The organism is Tateyamaria algicola (genome assembly GCF_047715485.1).
In the GTDB taxonomy this organism is placed as follows: Bacteria; Pseudomonadota; Alphaproteobacteria; order Rhodobacterales; family Rhodobacteraceae; genus Tateyamaria.
On record NZ_CP180422.1, the window covers coordinates 915,226 to 940,294 of the forward strand.

A 25,069-nucleotide genomic window follows, 5' to 3' on the forward strand; every position below is an offset into this window, starting at 1 on the left:
GGATTCCCATGGCTGGTTGTTGCGGACATGACGCCAAGTTTGATGGCGTTTCAAATGATTACAAAAGGCGGCTATGGATCGTCATTGCGCTCAACGCAACAATGTTCGTTGTCGAGATGACAGCAGGGCATCTGGCCAAGTCTCAAGCACTGCAAGCCGACGCCCTCGACTTTGCGGGCGATGCGCTGACCTATGGCATTTCGCTTGTAGTCATCGGGGCCTCGCTCCGCGCGCGAACGAATGCGGCTCTGTTCAAAGGCATCAGCCTTCTTCTGATGGGTCTTTGGGTGTTCGGATCAACGGTCTATCGCGTCTTCTATGTTGGCGTCCCCACGGCTGAGATCATGGGTATCGTCGGCTTTCTTGCGCTGCTCACCAATCTGGCAAGCGTATTGCTGTTGGTTCGTTACAAAGACGGTGATGCCAATGTCCGGTCGGTCTGGTTGTGTTCGCGCAATGATGCGATTGGGAATGTGGCAGTGATGTTTGCAGCGCTTGGTGTGTGGGGCACCGCAACTGGTTGGCCTGATCTTTTTGTCGCAACCATCATGGCCGGATTATTCCTGTCCTCGGCCTTCCAGATCGTGCGCCAAGCTTTGGCGGAGCGGCAGGGCATCACCGACCATCAGCATGTGGAAGCATGATGCAGACGGTCTTGATCATCGTCGGCCTAGTGATCGCGGCAAGCACCCTAGCTGCGATCCTTTGGTCCATCGCACACCCTGAGCGCCGCCTTTGGCCGCCAAAGCGCTACACCAAGGCGACCCCCACCTTGGTTTGGATTCCGACATTCACGCTATTCGGTATCCTGATCGTCCTCGGGTTCATGGATTGGGGAGGCCTGCCAATTCCAACCTGGCTGCGGTTCGGAGTTGGCATTCCGCTGATCGTTGTGGGCAACGTCATCGTGTGGTCAGAAGTCGCGCAGTTCGGAATAGCCCAGACTGGCGGCGCGAAAAGGTCGCTTAGAACCGGCGGGATGTATCGCTATTCCCGCAATCCACAGTACGTTGCAGACATTGCGATGATTGTTGGCTGGATCGTGCTTTGTGCGTCGTCCGGAGCAGCGTTAGTCGGTTTCGCGGGAATAACCGTCCTGAAGGCCGCGCCATTCGCCGAGGAGCCATGGCTCAAGGAGCATTACGGTTCCGAATTTGAGGACTACAGGGCAACGGTCCGACGGTTCTTGTAGGCCAACGACCAAGTGCAAAGGCAGACCTTCGCCATGGTGCGGCATCTAGGACGGTCGGGCTAATTTTGTTGAAAAAGTCGATGTTTCCGGATCGCTGGAGCGGGCTACTGCATTGAATTATCTTAGATGTCTGATGCACGCCCGCCTAGTTAGCCGGTGGCAGGCACCTTCGGCTTGAGTTTGGCCAGTTTCCGGAGGTTTTGGGCGGTGGCTGCGAGGGTGAACTCGTCCTGAACGCCGCATGGCCCTCGCAATCGGAGCCGCCCCAAACTGAGAATGCGTTTGAGGTGGGCGAAGAGCATCTCGACTTTCTTGCGGCGCGCCTGTGCCTTTGGATTGAACTACGAGGCCGTGCATTGGCGGGCAAATTCCCGGACCTCTTCGAACCGCTCGCGGGTGACCGAACGTGCATCAACTTTCGGACAGCACTTCTTTTTCGCAGGGCAAATACTGCAAACCATTTTGCTGGCGCGGTATTTGCGACGCCCTGTTCGCGGCCGCTTGTTGCGTGGGTCCTTGTGGTATTGCCGGATGCGCTTCAGCTCCTTCCCTTCGGGACAAAGATACCTGTCATTTTGGGTATCCCAGGTGAAATCTGAGCGCGACCACGTTCCATCCTGACGTTTGGATTTGTCGAAGACAGGGATGAACGGCAGGATTTGTCGATCCAACGCGAGCCAGGCGAGGTTCTCTGCGGAGCCGTAGGCGGTGTCGGCAGCAACCCAGTCCGGCTTCAACCTGAACCGTTCGCTGGTCCGGTCTATCATGCGGCGTGATACGCCCACTTCCGCTGTTTTGACAGACCGGCTGGCCTCTACATCGACGATGATCCCGTGATCTGTGTCGATCAGGTATTTGTCCGAATGGGCAAAGAACGCAGCACCTTTCCGGGCTGCCGTCCATTGGCTTGCGGGGTCGACATGGGCTGTGAACTTTGGCTTCACCCCGCTGGCGGCCCCAAACGCGTCATCGTCGAGCACATCTAGATACTCGCACACTGCGCGGGGAGCATCTGCAGGATTAATCTCCCGAGCCTCCCGGTCTTCCGGATTGCTTAAGTTCTGCTTTTGAACGTCGGCACTGATCAAGCTGGCATCGACGGCGAAGCCATGACCACCAACCAACCCTTCCGCCATGCAACGCGCGACAGTCGACTCAAACACATGGCGAAACAAATCGCTCTCGCGGAAGCGACCGTGGCGATTCTTTGAAAATGTCGAATTGTCCGGGATGCGATCCGTCAGGTCGAGACGGCAAAACCAGCGGTATGCCAGATTGAGGTGCACCTCTTCACAGAGCCGCCGTTCCGACCGGATGCCGAAGCGATACCCGACCAGCAGCATTCGGATCAGCAGTTCAGGATCGACTGATGGGCGACCCGTGTGGCTGTAGAAATCCGAAAGGTGTGTCCGGATGCTGCTTGGGTCGACGAACCGATCAATCGACCGCAGTAGGTGGTCCTGCGGAACGTGCCCCTCCAGCGAGAACTCGTAGAACAAGGCCGCTTGCGTCTCTTGCCTCGGTCCCATCATCGCAAACCCTCCCGCTCGCTGAGAGAATTGAATCAGTCGATGGAGACCCAATCAAGGAAGAGTTTTTCAACGGAATCAGCTCTCTCGTTGAATCCGCCGCACTGTGCCGGAACGGCGGCTTTATCGAAAACGCTTAGCGTGTCATTTCGCCCCGTCCCGCAAAGGCCCCCTACACCTCAACCCAAATGTAGCGTTTAACCATCATGGCCTAACTCAGCTGTAAGTCCGCTCAGACTAACGTGCATAGCGTGTCAGACTGAAGTCGGAACAATCTTGCGACCAAGGCAAGTGTTGCATCTTCTTCTATTCCTTATGGTCATCTAAAGCTGAACAACGACAAGGGGACCCTCATGCGGTATAAACTCTTTTCCTTCATGATTGTTCTTTGTTTGATATCGACTTCTGCAAGCGCGAATTCGCAAGGCAACAGTGATGGAAAGCCCGCCGCCGTCATCTGCGTTGGAGTCACAGATCGCAAGAGTGAAGGCCAATTTGAATTGGTATGCCACATCCAAGAACAAGAATGGCACGACACACGAAGTGATGGTGACGATAAGGATCAAGTGCCTATCGCTACGTTGGACAAGACGTACAATTCCGAAGTTCTCGGATGCGATGAACCTGGAGACGTTATCGAACAAGGCTTCTGCCTTGATTAATGGGCATCGCCAAGTGCGAACGTGTGACAAAGTAAACCCACCATGTGTCTCTACTAGGAAGAACACTGATCGCAAACGGCAAGACGTGAAGTCCCCTCAAGCTCCTATTTCCCTACAAGCTTAGAGGCACGTCGAGATCTGCTGACGCGGTGACTTAGAATGCCATGAATTCTTACATCACGAGATTTTTCTTCGTTTGAACACGGTACAAACTCAGACGAAAGTCCCTTTCCGTCCTGACTGCGGCAGATAGAGTATCTTCATGAAGGCAAGCTCTGCGTCGCAAATTTGGAAACGTCTGTCGCTGCCTGGTCAATTCATATTGGCCGGGGGCGCTGTAATGTTGATTGCAATGATCGCCGTAGGGTCATGGGTGTCTCACAGAATTGAGCAGGCTGCAGTGCAGAACTTCGCGATTACTGCCGCAAACTATGTTGAGAGTTTTATTTCCCCTGTCACGCAAGACCTGGCAGATGGGACAGAACTCTCAGATCCCGCACAGCAAGCGATGATAGAGATCTTCTCCAGTACAGCCTTAAGCGATCGAATTGTATCCTACAAAATCTGGAAAAAGGGTGGCTTGATCGTCCATGCTTCGGATCCGTCGCTTGCGGGACAACAGTTTGAACCCTCCGATGACCTGCGTGCGGCATGGCAAGGTGAGGTTTCAGCGTCTTTCGAGGATCTGAATGATCCCGAAGACGAATCTGAAGCTTCCCTTGGGGTGCCATTGTTGGAGGTTTACAGCCCTATCCACGAGGTGTTTAGCGGCGAGATCATCGCCGTGGCCGAATTCTACGAACGCGCGGACGCCTTGCAGGTCGAACTGGCAAACGCTCAACGCACGACTTGGATGGTAGTAGGCTCGGCCTTTGCGCTTAGCGGACTGCTCCTGATTGGAATCGTCAGGGCGGGTGGGCGTACAATTGAGTTGCAGCGCACTGAGTTAAAGGCGCAGCTGGCAGCCTCTGAAAAACTTGCGGTGCAAAACGACACTCTGCGAAAGCGCGCCATTACAGCAAACCAGCGCGCAACGGCGCAGACCGAGCAGACGATCAGACGCGTTGGATCCGACCTGCATGATGGACCTGCGCAACATCTTTCCTTTGCCGCGCTGCGCTTGGATTCTGCTCTTGGAAAAGGGTCAGCACCTGACACCCGAAAAGAAATCCGTTCCTCTCTAGACAAAGCCTTGGAGGAAATCCGCGCCATATCGCGGGGCCTTGCCCTGCCCGAGCTTGAAGAGCTTGATGTGGCAGGGCTTGTCCGCCGTGCAGTGACAGAGCGCGAAACCCAATCAGGCCTGAGCGTCGACCTGAGGTTCGAAGGATCAGAACCCAAAACGCTGAGCTATGCTGAAAAACTCTGCATATACCGTTTTCTTCAGGAAGGGCTGTCCAACGCTTTAAGGCATGGGAAGGCCGAAACCGCTGTCGTCACCGTTATCGGCGCGCCTGAGTGTGTCAGGATCGTCATCCAAGACGCTGGCGAAGGGTTTGACGTCGATAATCCGGTCCCACTCGACGAAAGTGGGGGGCAGGGTCTGATTGGGTTGAAAGACCGGGCTGAGAGCATTGGCGGAACATTGAATATCGAAAGCAGCATCGGCAAAGGCACCGTCCTCGCCCTTGAGATAGCAACCGAGGAATTATCATGACCATCACAATGATCGTAGCGGATGACCATCCGATTTTTAGGGATGGGTTGGTTCAAAGCCTGTCGGAGACCGGAGAGTTTGATGTTGTCGGCACCGGCGCAACGGCCCAGGAAGCTGTTGCAATGGCTAGAAAGCACAAGCCGGATCTGGCGCTCTTGGATTTGTCGATGCCGGGGAACGGGATCACGGCAGCGAAAGAAATCGTCGCTGAGAAACTCGCAAGTCAAGTAGCGATGCTGACGGTGTCAGAAGATGATACTGATGTGACCAACGCCTTACAAGTGGGCGCGATTGGGTATGTTGTCAAAGGTGTTTCCGCAGAAGAGCTAAGGCGGGTTCTGAAAGGGATCGCAATAGGCGAAGCACATGTGTCCCCCGGTCTTGCAGCGCAGGTTCTGAAGATCATGCAGGCACCAAAAGCGAATACGCACAATCCGATTGACGATCTCACCAAGCGGGAAGAAGAAATTTTGCAATTGGTCGCTACGGGGCAAAGCAACCGAGAAGTAGCTGATGCGCTGAAGCTTCAGGAAAAGACGGTGAAACACTACATGACCGTTATCCTCAGCAAACTTCACGCCCGCAACAGGGTCGAGGCCGCCTTGATCGCCCATGACGCCTGGAACAAATGAGCTGCTGAATGAATCTGCTCTATTTGTTTCGGAACCTGTTCAGCCGGTTCCGATCTATTTGCGTTGCGCGACGTGACGTGACGGTCCTGCCATACTGATCAGTCAACTTGTATCGGCCAGAGGATATCTCCTCGCGCCAACCATTTGCATACAAGATCTGGACGTTGTTTCCACGATAAATGGCCTTGACCGCACGTGATTTCACGCCGGACGGTGCGGTCTCAACTTTCGCCCCTTGTCCACCGACTAGGGCACGCACGCGCGCCAGATCGCTGCTTTGCGCACGCCTTCGTTCCAGAACACGCCCGTTGCGGTCTGAACGCACATATTGGCCGTTTTGGATTTCTTCGCGGCTGCCGTCGCTATAAAAGATGCGCGCACCATTCCCAAGCTTCTGTGCTTTTACCGCCCGTGAAGCTTTACGTTCACCTTCGCCGTCGTCTCCATCATCTCCGCTCTCGCCATCATCCCCATCGTCCCCGCTCTCACCGTCGTCTCCATCATCCCCGCTCTCGCCGTCGTCCCCATCATCCCCGCTGTCTCCATCGTCACCGTCTCCGTCGCTGCCATCATCTCCGCCTTCGCCACCGCCGCCATCATCTCCGCCTTCGCCACCGCCGCCATCGTCACCGCCTTCACCATCATCCCCGCCGTCCCCATCACTTCCGGAACCGCTCTCGGCATGGGCGAGGGAGGCAACAAGTGTGAGCTTGCCCGCAAAATCAGTTTCCAAACGATATGGAAAGATCGCGAAGACCGATGTCATCAAAAGGATTTTTGTCGTCGCTAGCGGCTTCATCGCCTCACATCACTCAATTCGATTGACGTCGATTATAAGGCTGGAAAAACGTTTTCCAATGGACTTTGGTCCCAGCAAGATCACAACCAGTTGCAGGTCAGGCTCCGTCCGCCAAAGGCTCTGACGGACTCCCTATTTTCGGAAGGTTGCATTGAACGCAACCGTTACGCGATCTTCGTCCATTTCGTTGGGATAAACCCAGTGCAACAGATAAGATGGAAACAGGATAATCTCACCTGCCGCAGGCCTGATCCGGCGCTTTAGGCGAAACGCGCTGGTCTGCAGTATTTCCCAATGAGGCAGATCAACGCGCGGGGCGACAAATTCGATCATGCCAGAGTCCCCTTCATCCGTGTCGGGCTGAGAGACATAGTAGACCCCCGACCAATGCGCGCCTGGGTGCGTGTGTGGGGCGTTGTAGCCATTCAAAGGATTGACGTTCATCCAGCCGAACAACTTCAGCTTTAGCTCTTCAGGGTCAACTTTTTTGGTCATTTTCCGAGTGGCACTGAGCACAGCCATTTCGGCAGCCACGCGCAATTCAACGATGCAATCAGCGTCCCGCGAAAACAGGTTACCGGCGGAATGCCAACCACGCCTATTTGACTTCGTGACACCCTCATCTTCGCGCCGCATGGCTGCCCCTTCTTTCAGGAGTTCCGCGCTGAGCGCCTCGTGATTGGCCACGTCATATCGAAAAAGTGGAGAAGAGAAGAGTTTCTCAAATTTGGTTTCTGATATCATGTTGTTTCTTGATGCTTGGAGTTTTGCTGGGTTGCCTTAATGCTGATGTAAATGGGCAGGCAAACGCAAGCTTGGTCTGGCTGGCCTCTTGGTGAAACCAGCCAGCTCTTTTCACCTCGCACTGGCGCTTGTCGGTTCCGCGCTAGTCGTCACTCTCGCCCCCTTCACCACCGTCATCACCTTCGCCGCTTTCTCCATCATCATCGCTTTCGCCGGAGCCGTCACTCTCTCCGCCATCATCACTTTCGCCGGAGTCGTCGCTTTCGCCGCTGTCATCATCACTTTCGTTGTGACCGCCGCTGTTGCTTTCGCTGTCGTCACCTTCTTCGTCATCGCTTTCGTTGTAGCCGCCGCTGTTGGATTCGCCGTCATCGCGTTCGCCATCATCGCTTTCATTGCTATCGCGCGATGATCCTGCTTCGGCGAGGCTCACCCGGCCATCGTTGTTGCGGTCAGAACGGCCCAGAACGCTATCTGCACCACTTGCTCCGAATGCAGACGAGAGTTCATCACGGCTCAGCGAGCCGTCGTTGTTGGCGTCAATCTGTCCAAAGCTCTGTCCCGCACCGAAGGCTGGGGCAGAAAACACGAGGCAGAGAGACGTTGAGAGAAGTAATTTTGAGCGTGCCATGTTCATTCTCCTGAGTTGATTGGTGCTGCGACTATTGCGTTCAATCGCGCGCGTAACATCGGCTGATCGTCTAGGAGTTTTGGCTCAATGGTCTGACGGGATTTCAGACTAAGGTCTTTGGCCGTCCGCAGGTCCTTAAAAGGCAAGGGGATGGAAGGAAGCAGGATGTAGGATTGGCAACCCACATTGCCAATCCACATGTTGAGCCAACTATTCAGCTGCAAAGCAGTAAAACAGTCCTGCACCACCTGTCCCCGTCAGCGCCTCCTGACTGCACCCTCGGGAACCATGTGCTGAATTCCAAGATGTATTGCCGCCACCATGACGGTCATGATGCCCGACCTGCGCGCTCCCCTCGCCGGAGTTGGTCCAGTTGCTGCAGGTGTGATCACCCTCAGCCCAGGGAAAATACACCATGCCATCCGACATGGACCCAGTCAGGATGTCATGTTCATTCGGGCTGTCCCCGACACCGTTGATCTTATTCCCATTTTCATCGACGGCCATCCGTTTGATGATGTTCGGGCTCAAGTGCAATTCATCAAGATCGCTGGCCACCAGCTCCCCATTTGCGTTGTACCAGGGTCCCTTGCCAATGCGGTATCGGGCGGACACACCGCGTTTTCCTTCCTCTTCTGTACTGAGGTAGGCGCGCCAGGTCCGTCCGGTGTTGCCAGCTGCGGTCGCGAGTGCATCACAATGCGCATCCGCCCCATCAAGCCCCCCAAGGCCGGCCCCTTTGCCCAATCCCACGCTGGTTACAAAAAAACCCATCGCATGGTCCTGAGCCTGCGCCACACCAATGTGACTGGCAAAGGCCAAAGGTATCAAGACCGCAGTTCGTAATCCAATCATTGTGTCATCGTTCCGATTGCGCGTATCGACGCCGCCATAAGAACGCACTCAAGAACCGCATCGAAAAGCATGGGACGCCGATTGTACCAGCATACGCTTGCGATCCCATTGGGATTACCGACTTTGGTCCTTGAAAGCCGCGCATCCCCCAAAGAAACACTGTGGGACGCGCGGACTTGTAAGGCGCTCTCAGGCTGCAAGCTCACGCTTTGTTGGCTTGGCGACCAAGTTCGTCCCTTCCACCATGTGAAGTCGGCGCATGGTGGGCATGAACCTGTTCCAGCGGCTTACCTCTCCCAGGGCTGCCATTCCGATACAGTACTTTGAGCACTTCTTGGTTTGGCGGGCATGCATGCGACGCAGGGCCTTATCCGCGAACCCACGACCCAAGGCGGACTTTGTTTCAACGATAAAGACATCGCTTGTGGTATCAAGCGTTTGATCCGGCGTGGCAAAGTGCAGCTTGGCATCAATGGTCATGCGTTCGCCGCCGGACTTGGCAACCAATGTGATCCGCTGATACCGGACATCCAGCGCGGGGCCCAGATCATAGTCAAAGGGCTTGTCATACTGGCTGGTATATGTCTCGCGCGCAAATTCGAAAGCCTCCGGCGTCAGCATCTCCATCGCATCCGGATCATAAGGCAAGCGGTGCTTTTCCGTCATGCCACGTTTGCCTTTGACCTTCACCTCAAGAAAGCAGAGATCCGCATCCGCATACCGCCGTACCCGCACCTTGAACCCTTTGCGCAGCCCCTGATGGTGTTCGTAATACGCGCTCCGTTGAGGATCATCATAGTACCGGGTGTCATAGGTGAAGGCGCGCCGATGTTCGATTTCAAGGATGTCGAACTCTTCCAGAAGCTCTGGCAGGACCTTTTCCAGCATCCAACGGTCAATTACGTATTTGTTATCGATCCGCGACAGCATTTCCGCTTTCTGATTGAGCTGGTCCAGACTGATCGGGTCAAAGCCGTCGGTCAGCCATGCAAGGTCCATGTTTGGAATAGTATAGGTCATCAGGGTGCCTTTCAGTTGCGGTAAAAGATGTTGATACGGGCCATGTCGTTCACGTAGTTCAGTTCAATGATCTGAAAGGTCATCACGTCGACGCCCAGCCGTTTGCACAAAAGCCGGCGGGTTTTTTCGGTATCGGAAAGAATGTCGGGATCAATCGCATCCAGCGTCACTTTCGCGCCATGTGCGGACTTCATCATGTTCGGGTGATCAAGCGCCCAGGCTGCGGCAATCACAAAGCTCACGATGCAAAGCACAAACACCAGCCCGGTCCCCAGGACCGAACAGATCACGGCGATGGCAATGGCACCAAAGAAGTAGGCTATTTCGATCTTTTCGATCTGTTCAGATCTCAGACTGAACAAGGCCAGAATGGCAAACAGGCCGAAGCCTGCCGCAAGGGAGAACTGAACGCTGGACAGGATCGTCAGCACGGCGAATGCAAAAATGTTGAACATCGACGCCGTGGTCGCAAGTTCCCGGTCACGGTAGCGACGATAATACATCCCAAAGACAAGGAGCGACATCGCACCAGTATTGATCGCAAACCGCGCGATGAGTTCCCAGATGGGGTCAGAAAAATTCAGCATTCAGCATTCCAGTTATGATATGAAGTGACGCCATCAGTGGAGCGGCTGTCACAAAACTGAAATGAAACTGTCACATTGGGGGTGATGCTGCTTTGGGCCTCGGTCCCGTGTTGTGATGGACTTTGGTCAAGATGTCTTTTCGACCATAGTCTGATGGCAGCGCTCAATTTGGTCTGAGCACGATTGTCCTTGGACTATGCTGGAATGAAGTTGCCAATGACCTTTTTCGCAAACTGTAGCGAGACCTGCGTCAGCCATAATCACAAGCCGTTCGAATACGATCTGGGCCACAGTCTGAGGCAGCGTCACCACATGGATTGGCGGACCAGTTTCAATCACCCGTTCAATCGTCGGTCATCCTGTTGGGGACCGTCAATCTGGCTGACTCAATCGCTCAGCCATATCCAGATAGTGTCTTGCCGAACAGCGACGATCAACCAGATCCGCACCTTTCTTATGGAACAGGGCATCACCGCGCGCAAAGGTCTACGCGCACTGAAGAACTCGTTCGAGACGATCCTGGAAGAGCGCCAGGGCGAGATATCACCGCGGATGCGTTCGATCCTGATCGGCCTTTAAGGCGACTGGATGTGGATGGATGATCGGATCGACAAGGTGTCGCAGGAGATCGAAGAGATCAGTCGAACCGAAGAGAACTGCGTCAACGTCATGACGGTGCCAGGCATTGGCCCGATGATTTCTACGGCGATGGTTGCCGCAATCGGAGAAGGAAAGGCCTTTGATCGCGGCCGTGACTTCGCGGCATGGGTCGGCCAGGTGCCCCGGCAATTCAGCGCCGGGGGACGAACGGTCCTCGGGCGCATCTACAAGCGCGGCAGCAGGTATCTGAGGATGCTGTTCGTTCAGGCCGCCAAGATCATCATGATGCGACCGCTTCGTTGGCCGGATTTCAGCTTCGGTGATTGGCTGACGCGAGCTTCAGAGCGTATGCATCGAAACAAGGCCGCTGTCGCGCTGGCGAACAAGCTCGCACGCATGGCCCGGAGTACTCTGAGACACAAAACGGCGTTCGACGCCCCGAGAGATGAGGTTGCCATCGGCGTCTGAGCCGAAGCGACCCAAAGGAGTTCGCGACAGATCGAAAGCATGGAACGGAAAAACTACGCCCCCAGAATCTGACGGCCCAAATAGTCGACAATGACTTGTCCGGTAATGAGATCACGGAGCGAACGTAACCCCAACAAGGCCACGACCCGCGCGTCGATCAGTAGACCGTATACATATGAGCGACTTCCGAGAGCATGCGAAGAAACCAATTGCGAACAGCAGCCGGTACATGCATTCGGGCCGTTCGCGTCAGTCCAGATCGACATTGGCAGATTTCCAGAACTCCTTAGGAGGAGCCACCGGCCGCGCCTGCAAGCCTGCGGGCAGCTACGCGCAGCTTACCGGCTAACCGGCGGAAGACGATTTGATAAGGCATCAAATGACACCTATCATCACAGGCCATAACCTTGAGATCATGGCTCGCTGGAAAGCACGCGCACGACTATGACATTCAACGATCTGCTGATATCGGCGGGCATCAGACCAGCCGAGGTCTGCGTCATTCGCCACCGTACGTCGGATCGAGGTAAGGACTTCGCGACCCTGCATGATCTGTGGCGACACCACCCCAAAGGCTTTGAGCGATACTGGGCGACGCAGGAGGCCGGGCGGCCAATCTTCCGTAACGCAAAATCTGGGCTGCCTTTGTAAATCCAAAGCCGGACGAAACCGTGTTCGGCGGACTCTTTGATGCGACGCTTACAGAAACAAAAAGGGCAGACTGGCTTTGCGACTACCGGGGGGACGTCCCGGGTCAAGGCAAGCCAGTCGACATCTTCGCGACCAGGTTGCGCCCTGAGCTATCTGATCAGGTGGGGGTTCTGCGCGTGGACTGGCCGACAGAGAATGTACGAAGCTGGGCGCGCTATGCGGAAAAGATGGCGCTGCCAGTCTCGACCAGACAACCGGCCGCGAAGACCGGAATGTTGGCTGGAGAAGCGCTGATCGAAGGACTATCCGACCTAGGTTTCTCCAGAACGCACGAAACTAAGAAACTTTTGCAGCTGCGTCGCGGTGAACTCGTCGTTTATGTAAAGCGAGAGACCAGGACCCGGCCTCTGGTGATCCATCCGCACTACATTGAACTTGCCCCGGAGTTAAGCGCTCTTGGCGGCGTCGCATTACCCGATCCGGTAAGGACTTACATCAACAGTAACCTGCGCGCATTTCCGGCGTACAATGCCGATCAGCGCGCCAGCGAAGGGCGGCACGGCTTTGCCATTGGGATCGATGCAAGCTGCCTTGCAGAGCTGGTACACCTGCTGAAACAAGGGACGACGATCTCAGCTCCGGACGGGAACGTGCGTGTTGTGTCGCCAGAGGACGATCCGCTCACCGAGCGCGAGCGACTACAGGCCGCAAGGATCGGACAGGGTGAGTTTCGCGATGCGCTGTTGATTTCATGGCAGAATGCGTGTCCGGTTACAGGCGTCGATCATATCGCGCTGCTTCGAGCCTCACATATCAAGCCGTGGCGCGATGCGTCCAATGCGGAACGGCTTAATCCCTTTAACGGACTTCTGCTGTGCGCCCACATCGACGCACTGTTCGACCGCAATCTGATTGCATTCGACGACGATGGTCTGATCAGGATCTCGTCTTTAGTATCAACCGACAATCGTGCCAGGCTGGGGCTTGATCCGGGTTTCCGAATATCTGGTCTGGACGCGCGACACTTATTTTTTCTCGCACATCATCGCAGTCGGTTTCAGGAGTAGACCGAAACAAGGAGCCGCCTGAGACCGACACTCATCGCGTGCAAAGGATCATCAATCACCGAACCTTGCCAGCCGCAGAAACCCTGCGACGTCCAGAATCCAGTCGCGCTGCTTCTCGTGATATGTTTCGTGCAATGGCCTTGGCAGCACAAGACGGAGCTTCTGAGCCTGCATCTCGGCAGTCTGCGCGCGCGATATGGCCGGTTCGAGAGTGAGCAGGTGTTTTTCTCCGATACGGTCAGCCTTAGCCAGAACCTGACGCCAGCGGTCATTGCAGGTCGTTTTCACGGCCAGCATAACCAGCTGATCATCCGGCCATGACGGGTTGGCGTATTCGTCTTCACCGGGGAATAAGAAAGGGGTGCATCCCCTTGACGCAAGTTATTCAATTCTGCCGCTGTTGGACGGTGACGCGACACCGCACAGCCAACCGGAACGCAATCAGCCCCCAAGGCCAGTTGGGCCTTGGGGGCTGATGTGAGGGTGCGGTACCCGCCCGGATCTAGGGACGGGCGCCGGGGATGTTACAGGACGAAGTCATCGACCGTGATCCCTGTGCCGACAATGTAGACCTGCCCATCGGCAACGCCGTCGCCGTCCACATCCATCGAGGCGATTGTCACATCCACACCGAATTGGTTGATGTCGTTCAGGATCAATTCGCCCGCATTGCCGGTAAAGCTGGTGCCGACATGGGTGAAGGCCTGATTGCCGTCGGTGGTTGCATCCGCATCAATGAGGAACAGGTTGATCCGGTCGCCCTCGGCACCCGAGAAGTCGCGCACCTCGTCCCGGTTGAACCGGCCAACGCCCGTGTCGTCGATGCTGCTGAAGACAAAGTTGTCGGCACCTGCGCCACCGGTCAGGAAGTCTGTGCCGCCACCTCCGTCGATACGGTCGTCGCCTTCCTGTCCCAGCAGCTGGTCAACATCATCGCCCCCAAAGAGGCTGTCTTCGCCATCGCCGCCCAGCAGGGTGTCGCGCCCGTCAAGGCCATGCAGACGGTCATTGCCAAGCGATCCTTCGAGACGGTTGCCCTTGGCATTGGAGCCAAAGATGATGTCGTCATGGCCCGAGCCAAAGACGTTCTCGATGCTCACCAGCACGTCGTCACCCCCACCGCCAGAGGCGCTTTCGCTTTCCAGCGTGACAAAGACACCCGATGACAGACCGACATAAAGCGCCGTATCTGAGCCACCATTGCCGTTCAGTGTGTCATCGCCCAGCCCGCCAATCAGCGTGTCAGAGTTCGAACCACCATTTAGGATATCATTGCCGTCCTCGCCCTGCAGCCGGTCGGACCCCGACCCGCCAAAGAGAACGTCATCGCCATCATCGCCCAGCACCCGGTCGTTGCCGTCACCGCCATTGACCGTGTCGTTGCCCGCACCGCCATCGAGGGTATCGTTGCCGTCCCCACCGAACAGGTTGTTGTTCGCACCATCACCGGTCAGATCATCGTCAAAGTCCGAGCCTGTGACGGCCTCCACATCCGTGAAGGTCGATCCAGCCGCCAAACCGGTATTGTCAGTCGCGTCCGACAGGTTGACTGTCACGGCGTCGCTTGCCTCCGCAAAGGTGACCGTGTCAAAGCCAAGCCCACCGTTGATCTGCTGGCCCGCAGCTGACGCCTTGATCAGATCATCACCGGCAAAGCCGAAGATGCGCGTCGCATCCGCACCTGCAGAGATGGTTTCAGCCTTGTTCGTGCCCAGAATGGCAAGATTATCAATCACGGAACTGACGGCAACGGTCCCGTCGTCAAAGCCCAGCGATTCAACGCTGTTGGTGGTGTCTACCCCCTCCGACTCCGCGCCAGTCCGAAGATCGCCGATGCGCACCTGGCCCGTGTCCGAGCGGCCAACGACAAAGTTCGCGGCGTCACCCGCAAAGAATGCGGTATCACCCTGCGACCCACCGCTGATGGTGTCATCGCCTGCCCCCCAAACAAGTTGTCCGAGTTGAACCCACCGATGATCCTGTCATCGCCGCCCAGGCCACGGATTGTGACCTTGTTGTTGTTGGACGACAGGAAATCTCCGAATTCAGAGCCGGTGATGTGCTCAACCTGAGAGATAACATCCCCTTCGGCGTGGCCGCCCGAAACCGTCGCGGACGATCCTGCCAGCGAGACCGACACCGCAGCATCAGAGTCGCTGTAATCCAGCATGTCCTGATTGCCGCCGCCGCCAATGATGACATCTGCACCGGCGCCGCCCCGGAAGGTTTCATTTTTGGATGTTCCCGTCAGCGTGTCATTTCCCTCGCCGCCGTCCAGAATGTTCAACGCCCCACCACTGTTGATGCTGTCGTCGCCGATGCCGCCGCTCAGGGTATCGCCAGTGCCACGTCCGACAATCCGATCGTTACCCGCGCCACCTTCGATAAAGTTTTTGCTGCTGGATGTGCCGATCAGCGTGTCATCAAAGTCGCTGCCGGTGATGTTTTCAAAGTTCCTGAACTGGATTGTCCCGACCGCGTTTGTCTGCAAATCAACCGTGACAGCCGCGCCGGCTTGCGAAAAGTCCAACTCGTCAACGCCATCGCCCCCATTGAGGTCGAGGATGGCCTGATCGGCAACATCGCCAATGATGCGGGCGGTATCGTCGCCCCCGCCAAAGTTGACGTCGATCACTTCGGTTTCGCGGATATCCAGCGAAAACAGTCCGTTAACCGCCTGATCGTTCAGGCGAACGCGGGCGAAATCAACGCCGTTTGCACCGGTCTTGAACTCGGCCTCATCGTCGTTTTGCAGGTCATCATTTTCCAGATCGGTGTTGAAATTGATCTGCACCGTGTCGGTTCCGTCGCCGCCGTTAAACAGATCGGACCCGTCCCCGTTGTTCCAGACGATCAGATCTTCGCCCAAACCGCCAAAGACCTCGTCGTCGCCCTTGCCGCCGATCAACGTGTCGTTGCCGCCAAGACCGTTCAGCGTGTCGTTGCCGCCCAGCCCTTCGATCTGGTTGTCCTCGTCATCGCCGGTCAGGTCGTCATCGCTGGTGTCTGAGCCGATGACATTTTCGACATTCACGATGCTTTGGACACCTGCACCTCCGCCAACTGTGTACGTCTCGTTCAACAGGTTCACCGTGACGAAGTTGAAAAGATAGTCGCTCATATCCAGCGTATCGGTGTTATCGCCGCCATCTATCTCGTCGATGAAGTCGAAGCTACGCACGATGATCCGATCATCCCCGCTGCCACCTTTGATCGTATCTAAGCCGTTGCCCCCCAACAGCGTGTCATCGCCGCTGCCACCGTTTATCAGATCATCGCCTAAGCCACCGGAAAGTTCATCGAGTCCACTGCCACCGTTGATCGTATCATTTCCTGCGTCCCCGTCGATGATATCGCCTATCACCGTGCCATTGATGCTTTCGTCGGCACCCGTCAGAACGATATCAAGCCCTTGTGTGCCAATTATGGTCACATTGACCACGCCCGCATTGAGGAAGGACACCGCGACAAGGCCATCGCTCAGAATGGTTGCGGACGGAGAGCTGACGCTGATGCCGTTGGCCACTGAAGAGCTTTGCCCAATTGGGTCACCATTGGCGTCAAAGCGTTGCACGATGAGGGTGTTTCCACCTGTTTTCTCGTCAAAAAAGACAAGGAAACCACCGTCTTCCAAGGCGGCGATTTCCGGGGTTTCGTGCTGATTACTGCTGTTCGGAGCGGAGATCGCGCCCGTTCTTTCAGACCCGTCCGCATTGAAGACCTGAAACAGGACATCTGTGTCGGCGCCATCTGCTTCGTAGGCCACGACAAATCCGCCGTCGACCAGGCCGGTCACCCGCACCTCGGAGACTGCGCTGCCTGCAGGTGCGGTTGCGGTGGGCGATGCAACAACTGTGCCGTCCGGCGCCACGAGGAAGATACTCACGTCGCCATCGCCTGTCGCGCCAGCCCCGTTCGGATCAACAACGACAACCCGGTTTCCGTTTGCCAGGATGATCGAGTCGACCGCCGAGTCTGCCGTTGCCTCGATCGCGGTACTGGTGGTGGCGCTGAATTGGCCGCCCGAGATACTGCGATGTTCCTGAAGCGATGACACGCCGGATACGGTTTCGATGAAGTGGAGCGCCACATCGCTCGCGCTGTTACCGCTGAGCACTGGGTCAAATACTGAACCGGTCGAAGAAAAGGTTTCGGATACGGTGCCATTGGCCGTGGCCGTGCCGTTCGCCACGTCAAAAGACGACACTTCGATATCACCCGACGTGGTTTCGTGCGCCAGAACAAGTTGGCCATCCTCGATCGCAAGAACGTCGAAGTCTCCCCCTGCACTGCCTGCAACAAGCACGCCTTCGTCGCCGATGGAATTGCCTACTCTATCAAACTGTTGAAAGCGGATGTCACCGTTGGCGAGACGATAGACAACAACAAAGGAACCATCAGAAAGCTCAACCGTACGGTGATTGGTGTCGGGTGCATCGCCTGTGCTTGCTTGCTGTTGGGTGATGACGATGGTGGGTCGGTTAACAGTTGTCATTTCAATCTCTCCAGTTGCAAAATTTTTCCGCGTTTGTGCGGCTTTCACAGGGTTAGTCGCGGCAACCGGCTGGACGGTTAAATGTTTGTTAAAAAATCTTGTACTGGCTTGTTTTTATGTAGATAAATGACGTGACTTCACGGCAATGCGCGGCCAATCGCTCACGTTTGGCGCCGCCTTGCAACACCATTGGCACGGTGTCACAGTCTGGTCGTTTGGCGGACACACAACCAAGGATCCCAAGGGCAGTTTACATGAGCGACGACACCGACTTGCTCAAGCGCATTGCTACTGGCGACAAGGGCGCGATGCGTGTGTTTTTCGAACGCTACCAGGCGCCGCTTTTTGCGTTCCTGCGCAGTCGGGGTGCCGATGCCCAGGCGGCCGACGATGCCGTACAGGACGCGATGCTGGATGTGTGGCGCACGGCTGGTCAGTTTCGCGGCAATGCCAGCCTCAAGACGTGGCTGTTCACCATTGCCCGCAACAAGATGATTGACCGCCAGCGCAAATCGGCGCGGCTGAGCGTGGTCGAAGAAGTGCCCGAAACCGTTGACGATGCCCTGAATGCCGAGGCGCTGTTGATCGCATCTCAGGATGCCGAGCGCGTGCGCGCGTGTCTGGCCGGGCTGAAACCGAACCATCTGACCGCCATGCGCCTCGCCTTTTACGAAGAGCTGACCTATGCCGAGATCGGCGAGATCGAGGGCAGCCCGGAAGGCACGATCAAGGCGCGTGTCCACTATGCAAAGCGTTTGTTGCTGCGCTGCCTCAGTGGGCCCTGAGCGGGGTCAGTCGACCAGCACTTCGTCCACAAGGTCTGCCCGCGCACGAAGGGCGGCGAACGCCCGATCCCGTGCTGCCACGTCGGCAAAGGTCAATCGGAATATCCCCATGGCGCCCGGCCCGTCCGCGACAGAGGCGTCCACCTCGGCCAGAATGGCGGCGATATCCCCGATTGATGCCTCGGGCGCAAACACGATCTGCAACGCAGCGCTGTCCTGATCGGTGGACGCAGGAGTGTAGGACTCGGCGTCCTGTTGAAACAGGGCCGGTGCCGCAAACTGCCAGCCGATCACTGCGGCGATGGCCACGCAGGCCGCTTGCAGCAGCGACAGGCGCAGGGGCCGGTTGGTGTTGGCCGGGGGGTGCTCGCTTGCGGCGATTGCGCTGGACAGCCGCGCCCACCCCTCTGCGGGCATGTCCGATGCCCCCTCTGCCAGGACACCTTGTGCCGCGCGCAGGGCTGCAATTTCTGCCGCAAGTTCAGGCGATTTGGCGATCTCGTCCTCAAACGCGTCACGATCTGCGTCAGACATGCGGCCCTGAAGATAGGCAAGTACCTTGTCATCCTGATCCATTGTAATGTCTCCTCGTGATGCATGTCGCAAGCCGACCGTGCGGCCAACTTTTTTGGCTGTCAGGCCTTAGTCGGGTGCCACGCCAAGAAAGTTGAAAAAAGATTCAACCATTTCCGTGTGGTCGCGACTAAGGCAAGAGAGAGACAAGAGGTCAAGATGACGAAACCCTACTTCCCCCGTCGGACACGCCTTGCAAATGGCTGTCGTTCCATTGCCCTGGCCCTGTTCATCAGCGGATGCGGGGTGGCGCCAAACCTTGGCAATTCGCAGTCCGGCACAGCAGCCGACCTGGCCGAGATGGGGCGGGTCTATGCGTTGGTGCCCAATGAACGCGATGCCGATGCATTGCGCAGCGCGGCAATGGATTTGAATTATACGGTGACGGCAGAGGTGGACCTGCCCGCGCTTGATCTGATCATGGTGCCGATTGACCTGCCCGATGGCGTATCCGGGGCGCAAGCCATCGAAGCGTTGGAAGCGGACGTGCCTACCTCAACCGTCGGCGTGAACCACGCCTACCGTTTACAAAGCAGTGCCTCACCCGCTGCGCGGCGCAATTATGCAACGGCGATGCTGGATTGGCCGGCATCGGGATGTATGGCGAAGACCTCGTTGGGTCTGATTGACGGAGGCGTTGATACCCGCGCGCCTGCCCTGCGCGATGCGCGGGTTGTGCAACAGCAGTTCGGCAATGGCAGCCGGTCAGCGATGCGCCACGGGACAGAAGTGGCCAGCGTTCTGGCGGATCCTGCCCGCCTGCGCGGGGTCGAATTGTACAGCGCAAATGTCATCTCGTCCGGACCGGGCGGTGGGGATATGGCCGGTGCGGCCAGCATCGTGCAGGCGCTGGACTGGCTCGCCGGTCAGGACGTGCGTATCGTCAACATCTCGCTGGCTGGCCCTTTCAACAAGCTGCTGGCGCAAGCGGTCGAGGCCGCCTCTGACACGGGCATGGTCATGGTGGCAGCGGCAGGAAATGACAGGCGTATCGCACCCCTCCAGTATCCCGCTGCTCTGCCTTCGGTCGTAGCAGTGACCGCTGTCGATGCACAGGGCGAGGTGATGGAGACCGCGGTGCGCGGCAGCCATATCGACTTTGCCGCGCCGGGCGTGGACATTTTTGTCACCTCTTCGTTCGGTCAACGCTATGTCACCGGCACATCGATGGCGGCCCCCTTTGTCACTATGCGATTTGCGACGAACGGCGACATGCGCCGCGAGGCGTTGATTGCCGATGCCATCGACCTTGGCCCCTCCGGCAAAGATGAGGTGTTCGGCCATGGACTTGTTCAGGCCAGCGGTGCCTGCGCCAAACCCATCGCCGACATCCCAAGCAACTGAGCGTCAGCGGGCCCTAGAACTTGGTGATGGAGTTTCCGCCGTCAGCGATCATTGCCGTCCCCGTAACGAAGGAGGATGCGTCGGACAGAAGGAAGAGCGCAACCTGTGCAATCTCCTCAGGGATCGCCATCCGTTTGAGGGCGTGCAGGTTGCGCACAACCTCGTGGAACGCAGGATCCGTGCCCGCCATCGGGGTCAGTGTCCCGCCCGGCAACAGGGTGTTGGCGCGCAGCCCCTCCGCCCCATGTTCCGCCGCAAGCACCTGCGCCAGACCGACAAGGCCAGCCTTTGCCGCCGCGTAGGCCCCCATGCCCGGCAGGCCGACCGTGTGCCCGACAAAGGACGAGGTGAACAGGATTGATCCTCCGCCCCCCTCGATCAGTGCGGGAACCTGGTGTTTTGCGGCAAGGAAGGCCGAGGTCAGGTTGGTCGCCAGCACCTCTTGCCACGTCTCAGCCGTCATGTCGGGTATGGCGCTCATCGCGCCGGTGATCCCGGCATTGTTGAACGCGCCATGCAATCCACCAAACCGCTCCTGTGCCAAGGCGACGAGGGCCTGGGCATAGCCCTCGTCCGCGACGTCGCCTGCCAGCACCGCCGCTTGACCGCCCGCCTCTGCGATCTCGGCCGCGTGTCTTTCCAGCAGGTCGCCGCGACGCGCGCCCAGGATGACATTGGCGCCTTCGCGGGCAAACAGCCGCGCTGCCGCCTCGCCTATGCCGCTGCTGGCTCCGGTGATGATGATTGTTTTGTTCGTCAGGCGCATATGTCTCTCCTTGGCTGCGTTCCAAGGGCAGTTAGACACAGAGGTTTTGCCGCTCGACCCGGATGTTGCGCCTAGTTGGTCCCTGCCCTGTCATGCCGCCACAAAGCGCAAGAAACGGGTCTGGTGAGGGGCCGCAACAGTACGATTGCCAAGCCTACGTACGAAAATTCTGCCTTCTTGCGAACGTAGGCTTGCTGAATACGTTGCCGGTTGGGTCGTGGAAACGCTTGCATATGCGGGCGAAAAACTGCGGTCCCGCGCAATCAGCAGAAAAAGAGACCACTCATGTTACTTGAAGGAAAAACCGCGCTGGTGTTCGGCGCTGGTGGCTATCTTGGCCGCCGTGTCGTCGCCCGCTTTGAAGAGGAAGGGGCCAATGTCTTTGCCTCTTCAAAGCACGCACATGACGATATGGCCAACCTGGCCGTCATCGACGCAACCGATAGCGCCGCCGTTGACGCCTATGTGGACGAGGTCGCTGAAAAAGCCGGTTCAATCGACATCGTCGTCAACTTGTGCGGCGTCGCACCGGATCGCTGCAACCACGGCAAAGCGGCAAGCGAGGTGTCACTGGAGCAATTCCTTATGCCCTTCGCAGTGGACACCGCGGCGCAGTTCATTACCGCAAAGTCGGCGTTTCGCCACATGTCGAAACAGGCCAGCGGTGTCATCATCCTGAACACGTCCACATTGGCCAAGGTCGGCGCGCCGTGGTCGGCCGCGTTGACTGCATCCCACGCCGCGACCGAAGGGGTGATGCGATCCCTTGCCCATGAATACGGGCCCGCTGGCGTACGCGTCCTTGGGGTACGCTCCGAGGCGATGCCGGATTCGCCCACCATCGCCTACACGTTTTCGACCATGGGCGCGCAGATGGGGATGGGATTTGACGATATGAAAGAGTTCGTCGAACAGAACAAGACCGCGCTCAAAAAGCTGCCTCAGGCCAGGGACACGGCAGCAGTCATTGCTTTTGCGGCCTCGGACATGGCCGGGTTCATGGCCGGTACGATGCTGAACAATTCAGCGGGGCACATCGTGGACTAGACCATTTGGGCAGACGGTTTCAGTCGTCTGCCCGAAGCCACCAATTGTGCATTGCGTGGAACATCTCTTCGAGGTCGAGGGCCCTCTGGGTGGCCGTGTATTCCACCTTCGGCGGAACCTCGGCATAAATCTTGCGAGTGACCAGCCCGTCACTCTCCAGCGCGCGCAGCTGATTGGTCAGCATTGTCTGCGTCACACCGGGGATCATCCGCCGCAACTGGTTGAACCGCTTGGTGCCTTTGAAAATCAGGATCTGGAGAATAATCAGCTTCCACTTGCCGCCAATCAGTTTCGCGATGTCCGGCATCGGGCACAGATCGGCCAGTTCGGGGTGCTGTTCCAACGCCTCGGCTTCGGATGTCGTCGCCATGGTGCGCCTTTCGATTCCAGTATCATTTTTAGGACTATACACGAAAATTCTGCCTTCTTGCATGGAAATACCACTGCCGTATCTCTGATCACAGGCGCCACGGAATGCGCCCCACCACACCAGTTTTGCGGAGACATGACATGACCAAAATCCAGACACGCGCCTTTGCCGGGGCCTTTGTCATCACGGCTTGCATTGCTGTGCTTTGGCACGTCGTTCTGTTTCAACAGCAATTCCTGAACCTCGGTGTCTTCACCCGCATGGATGATCCGCTCTACCTCTATGGCGCGATGGCTTGGATGCTTGAGGCGCTGGCCATTGTCCTGATCTATTTCCGCACGGACTGGCAGAACGCATCCATGTTCGACGCACTAAAGGTGGCCTGGATCATGGGCCTGTTCGCGGCCGCATCCGCTCTGTTCGGGATTGCCGCCAAGGTCAGAATAGATGACCTGCCCCTGTGGTTCCTGCTGAGCGGTGGGTTCATCATTGTGCACACTACATTGCTGGGAATTTGGCTGGGTACGGTGACGCGCAACGCCTGAGGCGAAGCGCGTCGCCCTTCAGGCGCCCGCGATCAGGACCTTTTGCGCAGCACACGCCGCCGTGCGATGTGTGAATGCGGCGCGATAGGCGGCGTCGAGATAAAGATCGAGAAACGCCTGTTGGTTCGGATAGGCCCCGATCGCCACAAGGTCCCAGTCTTCTTGTGCACCGATCAACACAGCTTCGAACGGGGCGACCAGCAGGAAAGACCCGCCCACCCGCTCCATCGTCGGGATACTGACGGCGGCATAGGCGTCGAACGCCTCGCGCCCCGAACACGCAGGCCCCCCGGCCGCGTAATGGGCTGTTTCGCGAAACTTGAAAAAGTTGATCAGGGTGACAGGCTGATCCGGGTCGCGTGTAAAGATCTGCGTCCATTGGTCCGGACGCGGCGTGGCACCGTCTACTCCATCGCCGTAGAATGCGGTGAGTTGGTTTATTGCTGAATCTGACGTCATGGCACATCTCTTTCTTTGATTGTGTTGAGGTACGGACCGCATGTCATGGCCGGGCGTGCACTCTGCGGCACCCGGACAGGATCACACTCCGATAAAATGTCTGGATTACTTCAGGCGTGCGGCTTGCCCGTCCCGGTGTCGAGGTAGGTCTTGAGGCTGTCGACAAAGAACATGTCCCAGCCCGCCGCACAGATGTCGAAACACAGCAAGTCCTGCGTCAGCCCGTCATGCACAAAGTGGATGTTTGTTCCGGTATCCGTTTCCTGCATCGACCAGATCGCGCGGGTGCCCAGCCATTCCGTCTCGATCTCCCTTGGCATGCCTTCATGCAGGTGCAGGGCCTCGACACATTCCCATTCCACGCGGTCTTGGGCCAGCGCCGTGGCCTTGAATGTCCAATAACCTCGTCGCCCGGTAAAGCCGAACCTAGCCACGTCACCGACCTGTTCAAACTTGCCTGCATCACTGGTCCACCACTGGGCAACGCCCGTGGTCAGCGCAGCATAGACCTCTGCACCAGAGGCTGTTGTCTTGATCGTGCGTTCATAGCTGTCTTGTGTCATGTCGTTTCCTCTTTCGCGTCTTGGCGGTCCGGTGCGGTGGCGCGACCAACGCCAGTGGTTCAACTGATCACGCGGGCATTCGTGCTGTTCAGCTTTCTCATGTTGCTGGCACCTTTGATGTCGCATTCCGCGTGGTTCGAAATCGAAGTAGGACCATCCGAATTTTGGGACAAGAAGGCAGCTTTTTCGGCCATAGTACGGTTTCTGATACCGTCCCGGACCGCCAAGATCCGGTATCAATATGCGTACCTGGTTTTAGATTTCTGCCTTCTTGTACAATTATTTAGGCGCGTTAGCTCTCTTGCGACACAAGAGGGAGAAGCACATGAAACTCACACTTACGACCACCAGCGGCTCACCACGTGGATGGCGCATTTTGCTGGGTCTGGCCTTCAAGGGGCTGACCACAGATGTCGTCGAACTGAAGCTGTCCGAGAACGCGCATAAGACAGAACCGTTCATCTCGCTCAATCCGCGCGGCAAGATTCCTGTCCTGCAAGGCGATGGTGTAGTGATCCGGGATTCGATGGCCAGTCTGGCGTGGCTGGATCGGGCGTTTCCGGATGTCCCGCTGTTTGGGGCCAATGCAAATGAGGCCGCAATCATATGGCAAACCACGATGGAATGCCGAGAATACCTGCGGCAGGCCACGGCGGATTTCTTGGTACCGGTGTTCTTTGACGGCGCGTCGCTGGAAGACAAGGGCACACCCGCCTGGGACACGCTGACGGCCGCGGCCGAGACGATGCAAAAAGAGATGCGGTTTCTCGACACGCTACTGGGCGACGGGCGGGCGTTTCTTGCGGGCCAGACACCCAGCGCCGCGGATGCCGTTGCCTGGCCCGAAGTCCGGCTGGTACAGCGCGCCTGCGAAACCAGGCCCGCCCTGATGGCCGAGCTTGGCTTTGTCGAGCTGGCAAACGAGCTTGTTCGTCTTGAAGCGTGGAAGTCCCGCGTTTTTGCGCGCCCCGGTGTCGAGGCCACGATGCCGTCCCATTGGGCCAAACCCAGTTAGCCGCCACTTGATG

At 57.3% G+C, this 25,069-nt stretch carries 25 protein-coding genes and 2 pseudogenes; 12 read left to right on the forward strand and 15 right to left on the reverse strand.

Features of this window, described 5'->3' with window-relative positions; all coding sequences use genetic code 11:
• Positions 1–8 precede the first annotated feature (8 nt).
• Both ACMHLQ_RS06900 and ACMHLQ_RS06905 read left to right on the forward strand, forming a co-directional pair.
• Positions 9–644, forward strand: a complete 636-nt coding sequence (locus ACMHLQ_RS06900; RefSeq protein ID WP_415404050.1) for a cation transporter — start codon at positions 9–11, stop codon at positions 642–644.
• Positions 641–1,192: a methyltransferase family protein gene (locus tag ACMHLQ_RS06905; RefSeq protein ID WP_415404051.1), complete on the forward strand. Its 552-nt coding sequence runs from the start codon at positions 641–643 to the stop codon at positions 1,190–1,192. Before ACMHLQ_RS06900 ends, ACMHLQ_RS06905 begins: the two co-directional genes overlap by 4 nt.
• Positions 1,193–1,341: 149 nt before the next feature.
• On the opposite strand, the pseudogene ACMHLQ_RS06910 reads toward ACMHLQ_RS06905, so the two are convergent.
• Positions 1,342–2,724 (reverse strand): annotated as a pseudogene (locus ACMHLQ_RS06910) (transposase).
• A gap of 350 nt (positions 2,725–3,074) precedes the next feature.
• Here ACMHLQ_RS06910 and ACMHLQ_RS06915 point away from each other — a divergent pair.
• From ACMHLQ_RS06915 to ACMHLQ_RS06925, 3 genes are all read left to right on the forward strand, one after another.
• Entirely contained in the window at positions 3,075–3,383 is a 309-nt protein-coding gene (locus tag ACMHLQ_RS06915; RefSeq protein WP_415404052.1) for a hypothetical protein, read from the forward strand.
• Positions 3,384–3,723: 340 nt separating this feature from the next.
• Positions 3,724–5,040, forward strand: coding sequence for a sensor histidine kinase (locus ACMHLQ_RS06920; protein ID WP_415404053.1), 1,317 nt, complete (start codon positions 3,724–3,726; stop codon positions 5,038–5,040).
• Positions 5,037–5,672 carry a response regulator gene (locus ACMHLQ_RS06925; RefSeq protein ID WP_415404054.1) on the forward strand — a complete coding sequence of 212 codons (636 nt, stop codon included), beginning with the start codon at positions 5,037–5,039 and terminating at the stop codon, positions 5,670–5,672. The genes ACMHLQ_RS06920 and ACMHLQ_RS06925 overlap by 4 nt, the downstream gene beginning before the upstream one ends.
• A 19-nt stretch (positions 5,673–5,691) precedes the next feature.
• On the opposite strand, the gene ACMHLQ_RS06930 is transcribed toward ACMHLQ_RS06925, so the two are convergent.
• From ACMHLQ_RS06930 to ACMHLQ_RS06955, 6 genes are all read right to left on the reverse strand, one after another.
• Positions 5,692–6,471 (reverse strand): hypothetical protein, encoded by a 780-nt coding sequence (locus ACMHLQ_RS06930; RefSeq protein WP_415404055.1) that lies wholly within the window; start codon positions 6,469–6,471, stop codon positions 5,692–5,694.
• A gap of 132 nt (positions 6,472–6,603) precedes the next feature.
• Entirely contained in the window at positions 6,604–7,215 is a 612-nt protein-coding gene (locus ACMHLQ_RS06935; protein ID WP_415404056.1) for a TIGR02466 family protein, read from the reverse strand.
• A gap of 142 nt (positions 7,216–7,357) precedes the next feature.
• Complete coding sequence (locus ACMHLQ_RS06940; RefSeq protein ID WP_415404057.1) at positions 7,358–7,846, reverse strand: hypothetical protein; 489 nt, start codon at positions 7,844–7,846, stop codon at positions 7,358–7,360.
• A 210-nt stretch (positions 7,847–8,056) separates the two neighbouring features.
• Complete coding sequence (locus ACMHLQ_RS06945; protein WP_415404058.1) at positions 8,057–8,701, reverse strand: hypothetical protein; 645 nt, start codon at positions 8,699–8,701, stop codon at positions 8,057–8,059.
• Positions 8,702–8,890: 189 nt separating this feature from the next.
• On the reverse strand, positions 8,891–9,721 hold the full coding sequence (locus tag ACMHLQ_RS06950) for a polyphosphate polymerase domain-containing protein (protein WP_415404059.1): 831 nt from the start codon (positions 9,719–9,721) through the stop codon (positions 8,891–8,893).
• Between the two features lie 11 nt (positions 9,722–9,732).
• A complete protein-coding gene (locus ACMHLQ_RS06955) occupies positions 9,733–10,308 on the reverse strand; it encodes a DUF4956 domain-containing protein (protein ID WP_415404060.1) in 576 nt (191 codons plus the stop codon).
• A 405-nt stretch (positions 10,309–10,713) separates the two neighbouring features.
• On the opposite strand from ACMHLQ_RS06955, the pseudogene ACMHLQ_RS06960 reads away from it, so the two are divergent.
• A pseudogene (locus tag ACMHLQ_RS06960) lies at positions 10,714–11,376 on the forward strand (IS110 family transposase); the annotation flags it as partial.
• Positions 11,377–12,047: 671 nt separating this feature from the next.
• On the forward strand, positions 12,048–13,094 hold the full coding sequence (locus tag ACMHLQ_RS06965; protein ID WP_415404061.1) for an HNH endonuclease: 1,047 nt from the start codon (positions 12,048–12,050) through the stop codon (positions 13,092–13,094).
• Positions 13,095–13,145: 51 nt separating this feature from the next.
• On the opposite strand, the gene ACMHLQ_RS06970 is transcribed toward ACMHLQ_RS06965, so the two are convergent.
• The 3 genes from ACMHLQ_RS06970 to ACMHLQ_RS06980 all read right to left on the reverse strand — a co-directional run bounded on the left by ACMHLQ_RS06970 (position 13,146) and on the right by ACMHLQ_RS06980 (position 17,589).
• Positions 13,146–13,397, reverse strand: a complete 252-nt coding sequence (locus ACMHLQ_RS06970; protein WP_415405243.1) for a type II restriction endonuclease — start codon at positions 13,395–13,397, stop codon at positions 13,146–13,148.
• Between the two features lie 221 nt (positions 13,398–13,618).
• Positions 13,619–14,830 (reverse strand): calcium-binding protein, encoded by a 1,212-nt coding sequence (locus ACMHLQ_RS06975; protein ID WP_415404062.1) that lies wholly within the window; start codon positions 14,828–14,830, stop codon positions 13,619–13,621.
• Between the two features lie 59 nt (positions 14,831–14,889).
• Entirely contained in the window at positions 14,890–17,589 is a 2,700-nt protein-coding gene (locus tag ACMHLQ_RS06980) for a beta strand repeat-containing protein (RefSeq protein ID WP_415404063.1), read from the reverse strand.
• Positions 17,590–17,843: 254 nt separating this feature from the next.
• Here ACMHLQ_RS06980 and ACMHLQ_RS06985 point away from each other — a divergent pair, with 254 nt between their 5' ends.
• Positions 17,844–18,374, forward strand: a complete 531-nt coding sequence (locus tag ACMHLQ_RS06985; RefSeq protein ID WP_415404064.1) for an RNA polymerase sigma factor — start codon at positions 17,844–17,846, stop codon at positions 18,372–18,374.
• 6 nt (positions 18,375–18,380) lie between these two features.
• On the opposite strand, the gene ACMHLQ_RS06990 is transcribed toward ACMHLQ_RS06985, so the two are convergent.
• Positions 18,381–18,950: a hypothetical protein gene (locus ACMHLQ_RS06990; protein WP_415404065.1), complete on the reverse strand. Its 570-nt coding sequence runs from the start codon at positions 18,948–18,950 to the stop codon at positions 18,381–18,383.
• A 156-nt stretch (positions 18,951–19,106) separates the two neighbouring features.
• Between ACMHLQ_RS06990 and ACMHLQ_RS06995 the strand changes: the two genes are divergently transcribed.
• On the forward strand, positions 19,107–20,291 hold the full coding sequence (locus tag ACMHLQ_RS06995) for a S8 family serine peptidase (protein WP_415404066.1): 1,185 nt from the start codon (positions 19,107–19,109) through the stop codon (positions 20,289–20,291).
• Between the two features lie 13 nt (positions 20,292–20,304).
• Here ACMHLQ_RS06995 and ACMHLQ_RS07000 read toward each other — a convergent pair whose 3' ends face one another.
• Complete coding sequence (locus tag ACMHLQ_RS07000) at positions 20,305–21,057, reverse strand: SDR family oxidoreductase (protein WP_415404067.1); 753 nt, start codon at positions 21,055–21,057, stop codon at positions 20,305–20,307.
• Between the two features lie 285 nt (positions 21,058–21,342).
• Between ACMHLQ_RS07000 and ACMHLQ_RS07005 the strand changes: the two genes are divergently transcribed.
• Positions 21,343–22,104: an SDR family NAD(P)-dependent oxidoreductase gene (locus ACMHLQ_RS07005; RefSeq protein WP_415404068.1), complete on the forward strand. Its 762-nt coding sequence runs from the start codon at positions 21,343–21,345 to the stop codon at positions 22,102–22,104.
• A gap of 19 nt (positions 22,105–22,123) precedes the next feature.
• On the opposite strand, the gene ACMHLQ_RS07010 is transcribed toward ACMHLQ_RS07005, so the two are convergent.
• On the reverse strand, positions 22,124–22,474 hold the full coding sequence (locus tag ACMHLQ_RS07010; RefSeq protein WP_415404069.1) for a winged helix-turn-helix transcriptional regulator: 351 nt from the start codon (positions 22,472–22,474) through the stop codon (positions 22,124–22,126).
• Positions 22,475–22,614: 140 nt separating this feature from the next.
• Here ACMHLQ_RS07010 and ACMHLQ_RS07015 point away from each other — a divergent pair, with 140 nt between their 5' ends.
• Positions 22,615–23,019, forward strand: a complete 405-nt coding sequence (locus ACMHLQ_RS07015; RefSeq protein ID WP_415404070.1) for a hypothetical protein — start codon at positions 22,615–22,617, stop codon at positions 23,017–23,019.
• Positions 23,020–23,037: 18 nt separating this feature from the next.
• Here ACMHLQ_RS07015 and ACMHLQ_RS07020 read toward each other — a convergent pair whose 3' ends face one another.
• Positions 23,038–23,478 carry a DUF1330 domain-containing protein gene (locus ACMHLQ_RS07020; protein WP_415404071.1) on the reverse strand — a complete coding sequence of 147 codons (441 nt, stop codon included), beginning with the start codon at positions 23,476–23,478 and terminating at the stop codon, positions 23,038–23,040.
• Positions 23,479–23,588: 110 nt separating this feature from the next.
• On the reverse strand, positions 23,589–24,041 hold the full coding sequence (locus ACMHLQ_RS07025) for an SRPBCC family protein (RefSeq protein WP_415404072.1): 453 nt from the start codon (positions 24,039–24,041) through the stop codon (positions 23,589–23,591).
• A gap of 325 nt (positions 24,042–24,366) precedes the next feature.
• Here ACMHLQ_RS07025 and ACMHLQ_RS07030 point away from each other — a divergent pair, with 325 nt between their 5' ends.
• Positions 24,367–25,056, forward strand: a complete 690-nt coding sequence (locus ACMHLQ_RS07030) for a glutathione S-transferase family protein (RefSeq protein ID WP_415404073.1) — start codon at positions 24,367–24,369, stop codon at positions 25,054–25,056.
• Positions 25,057–25,069: the final 13 nt, after the last annotated feature.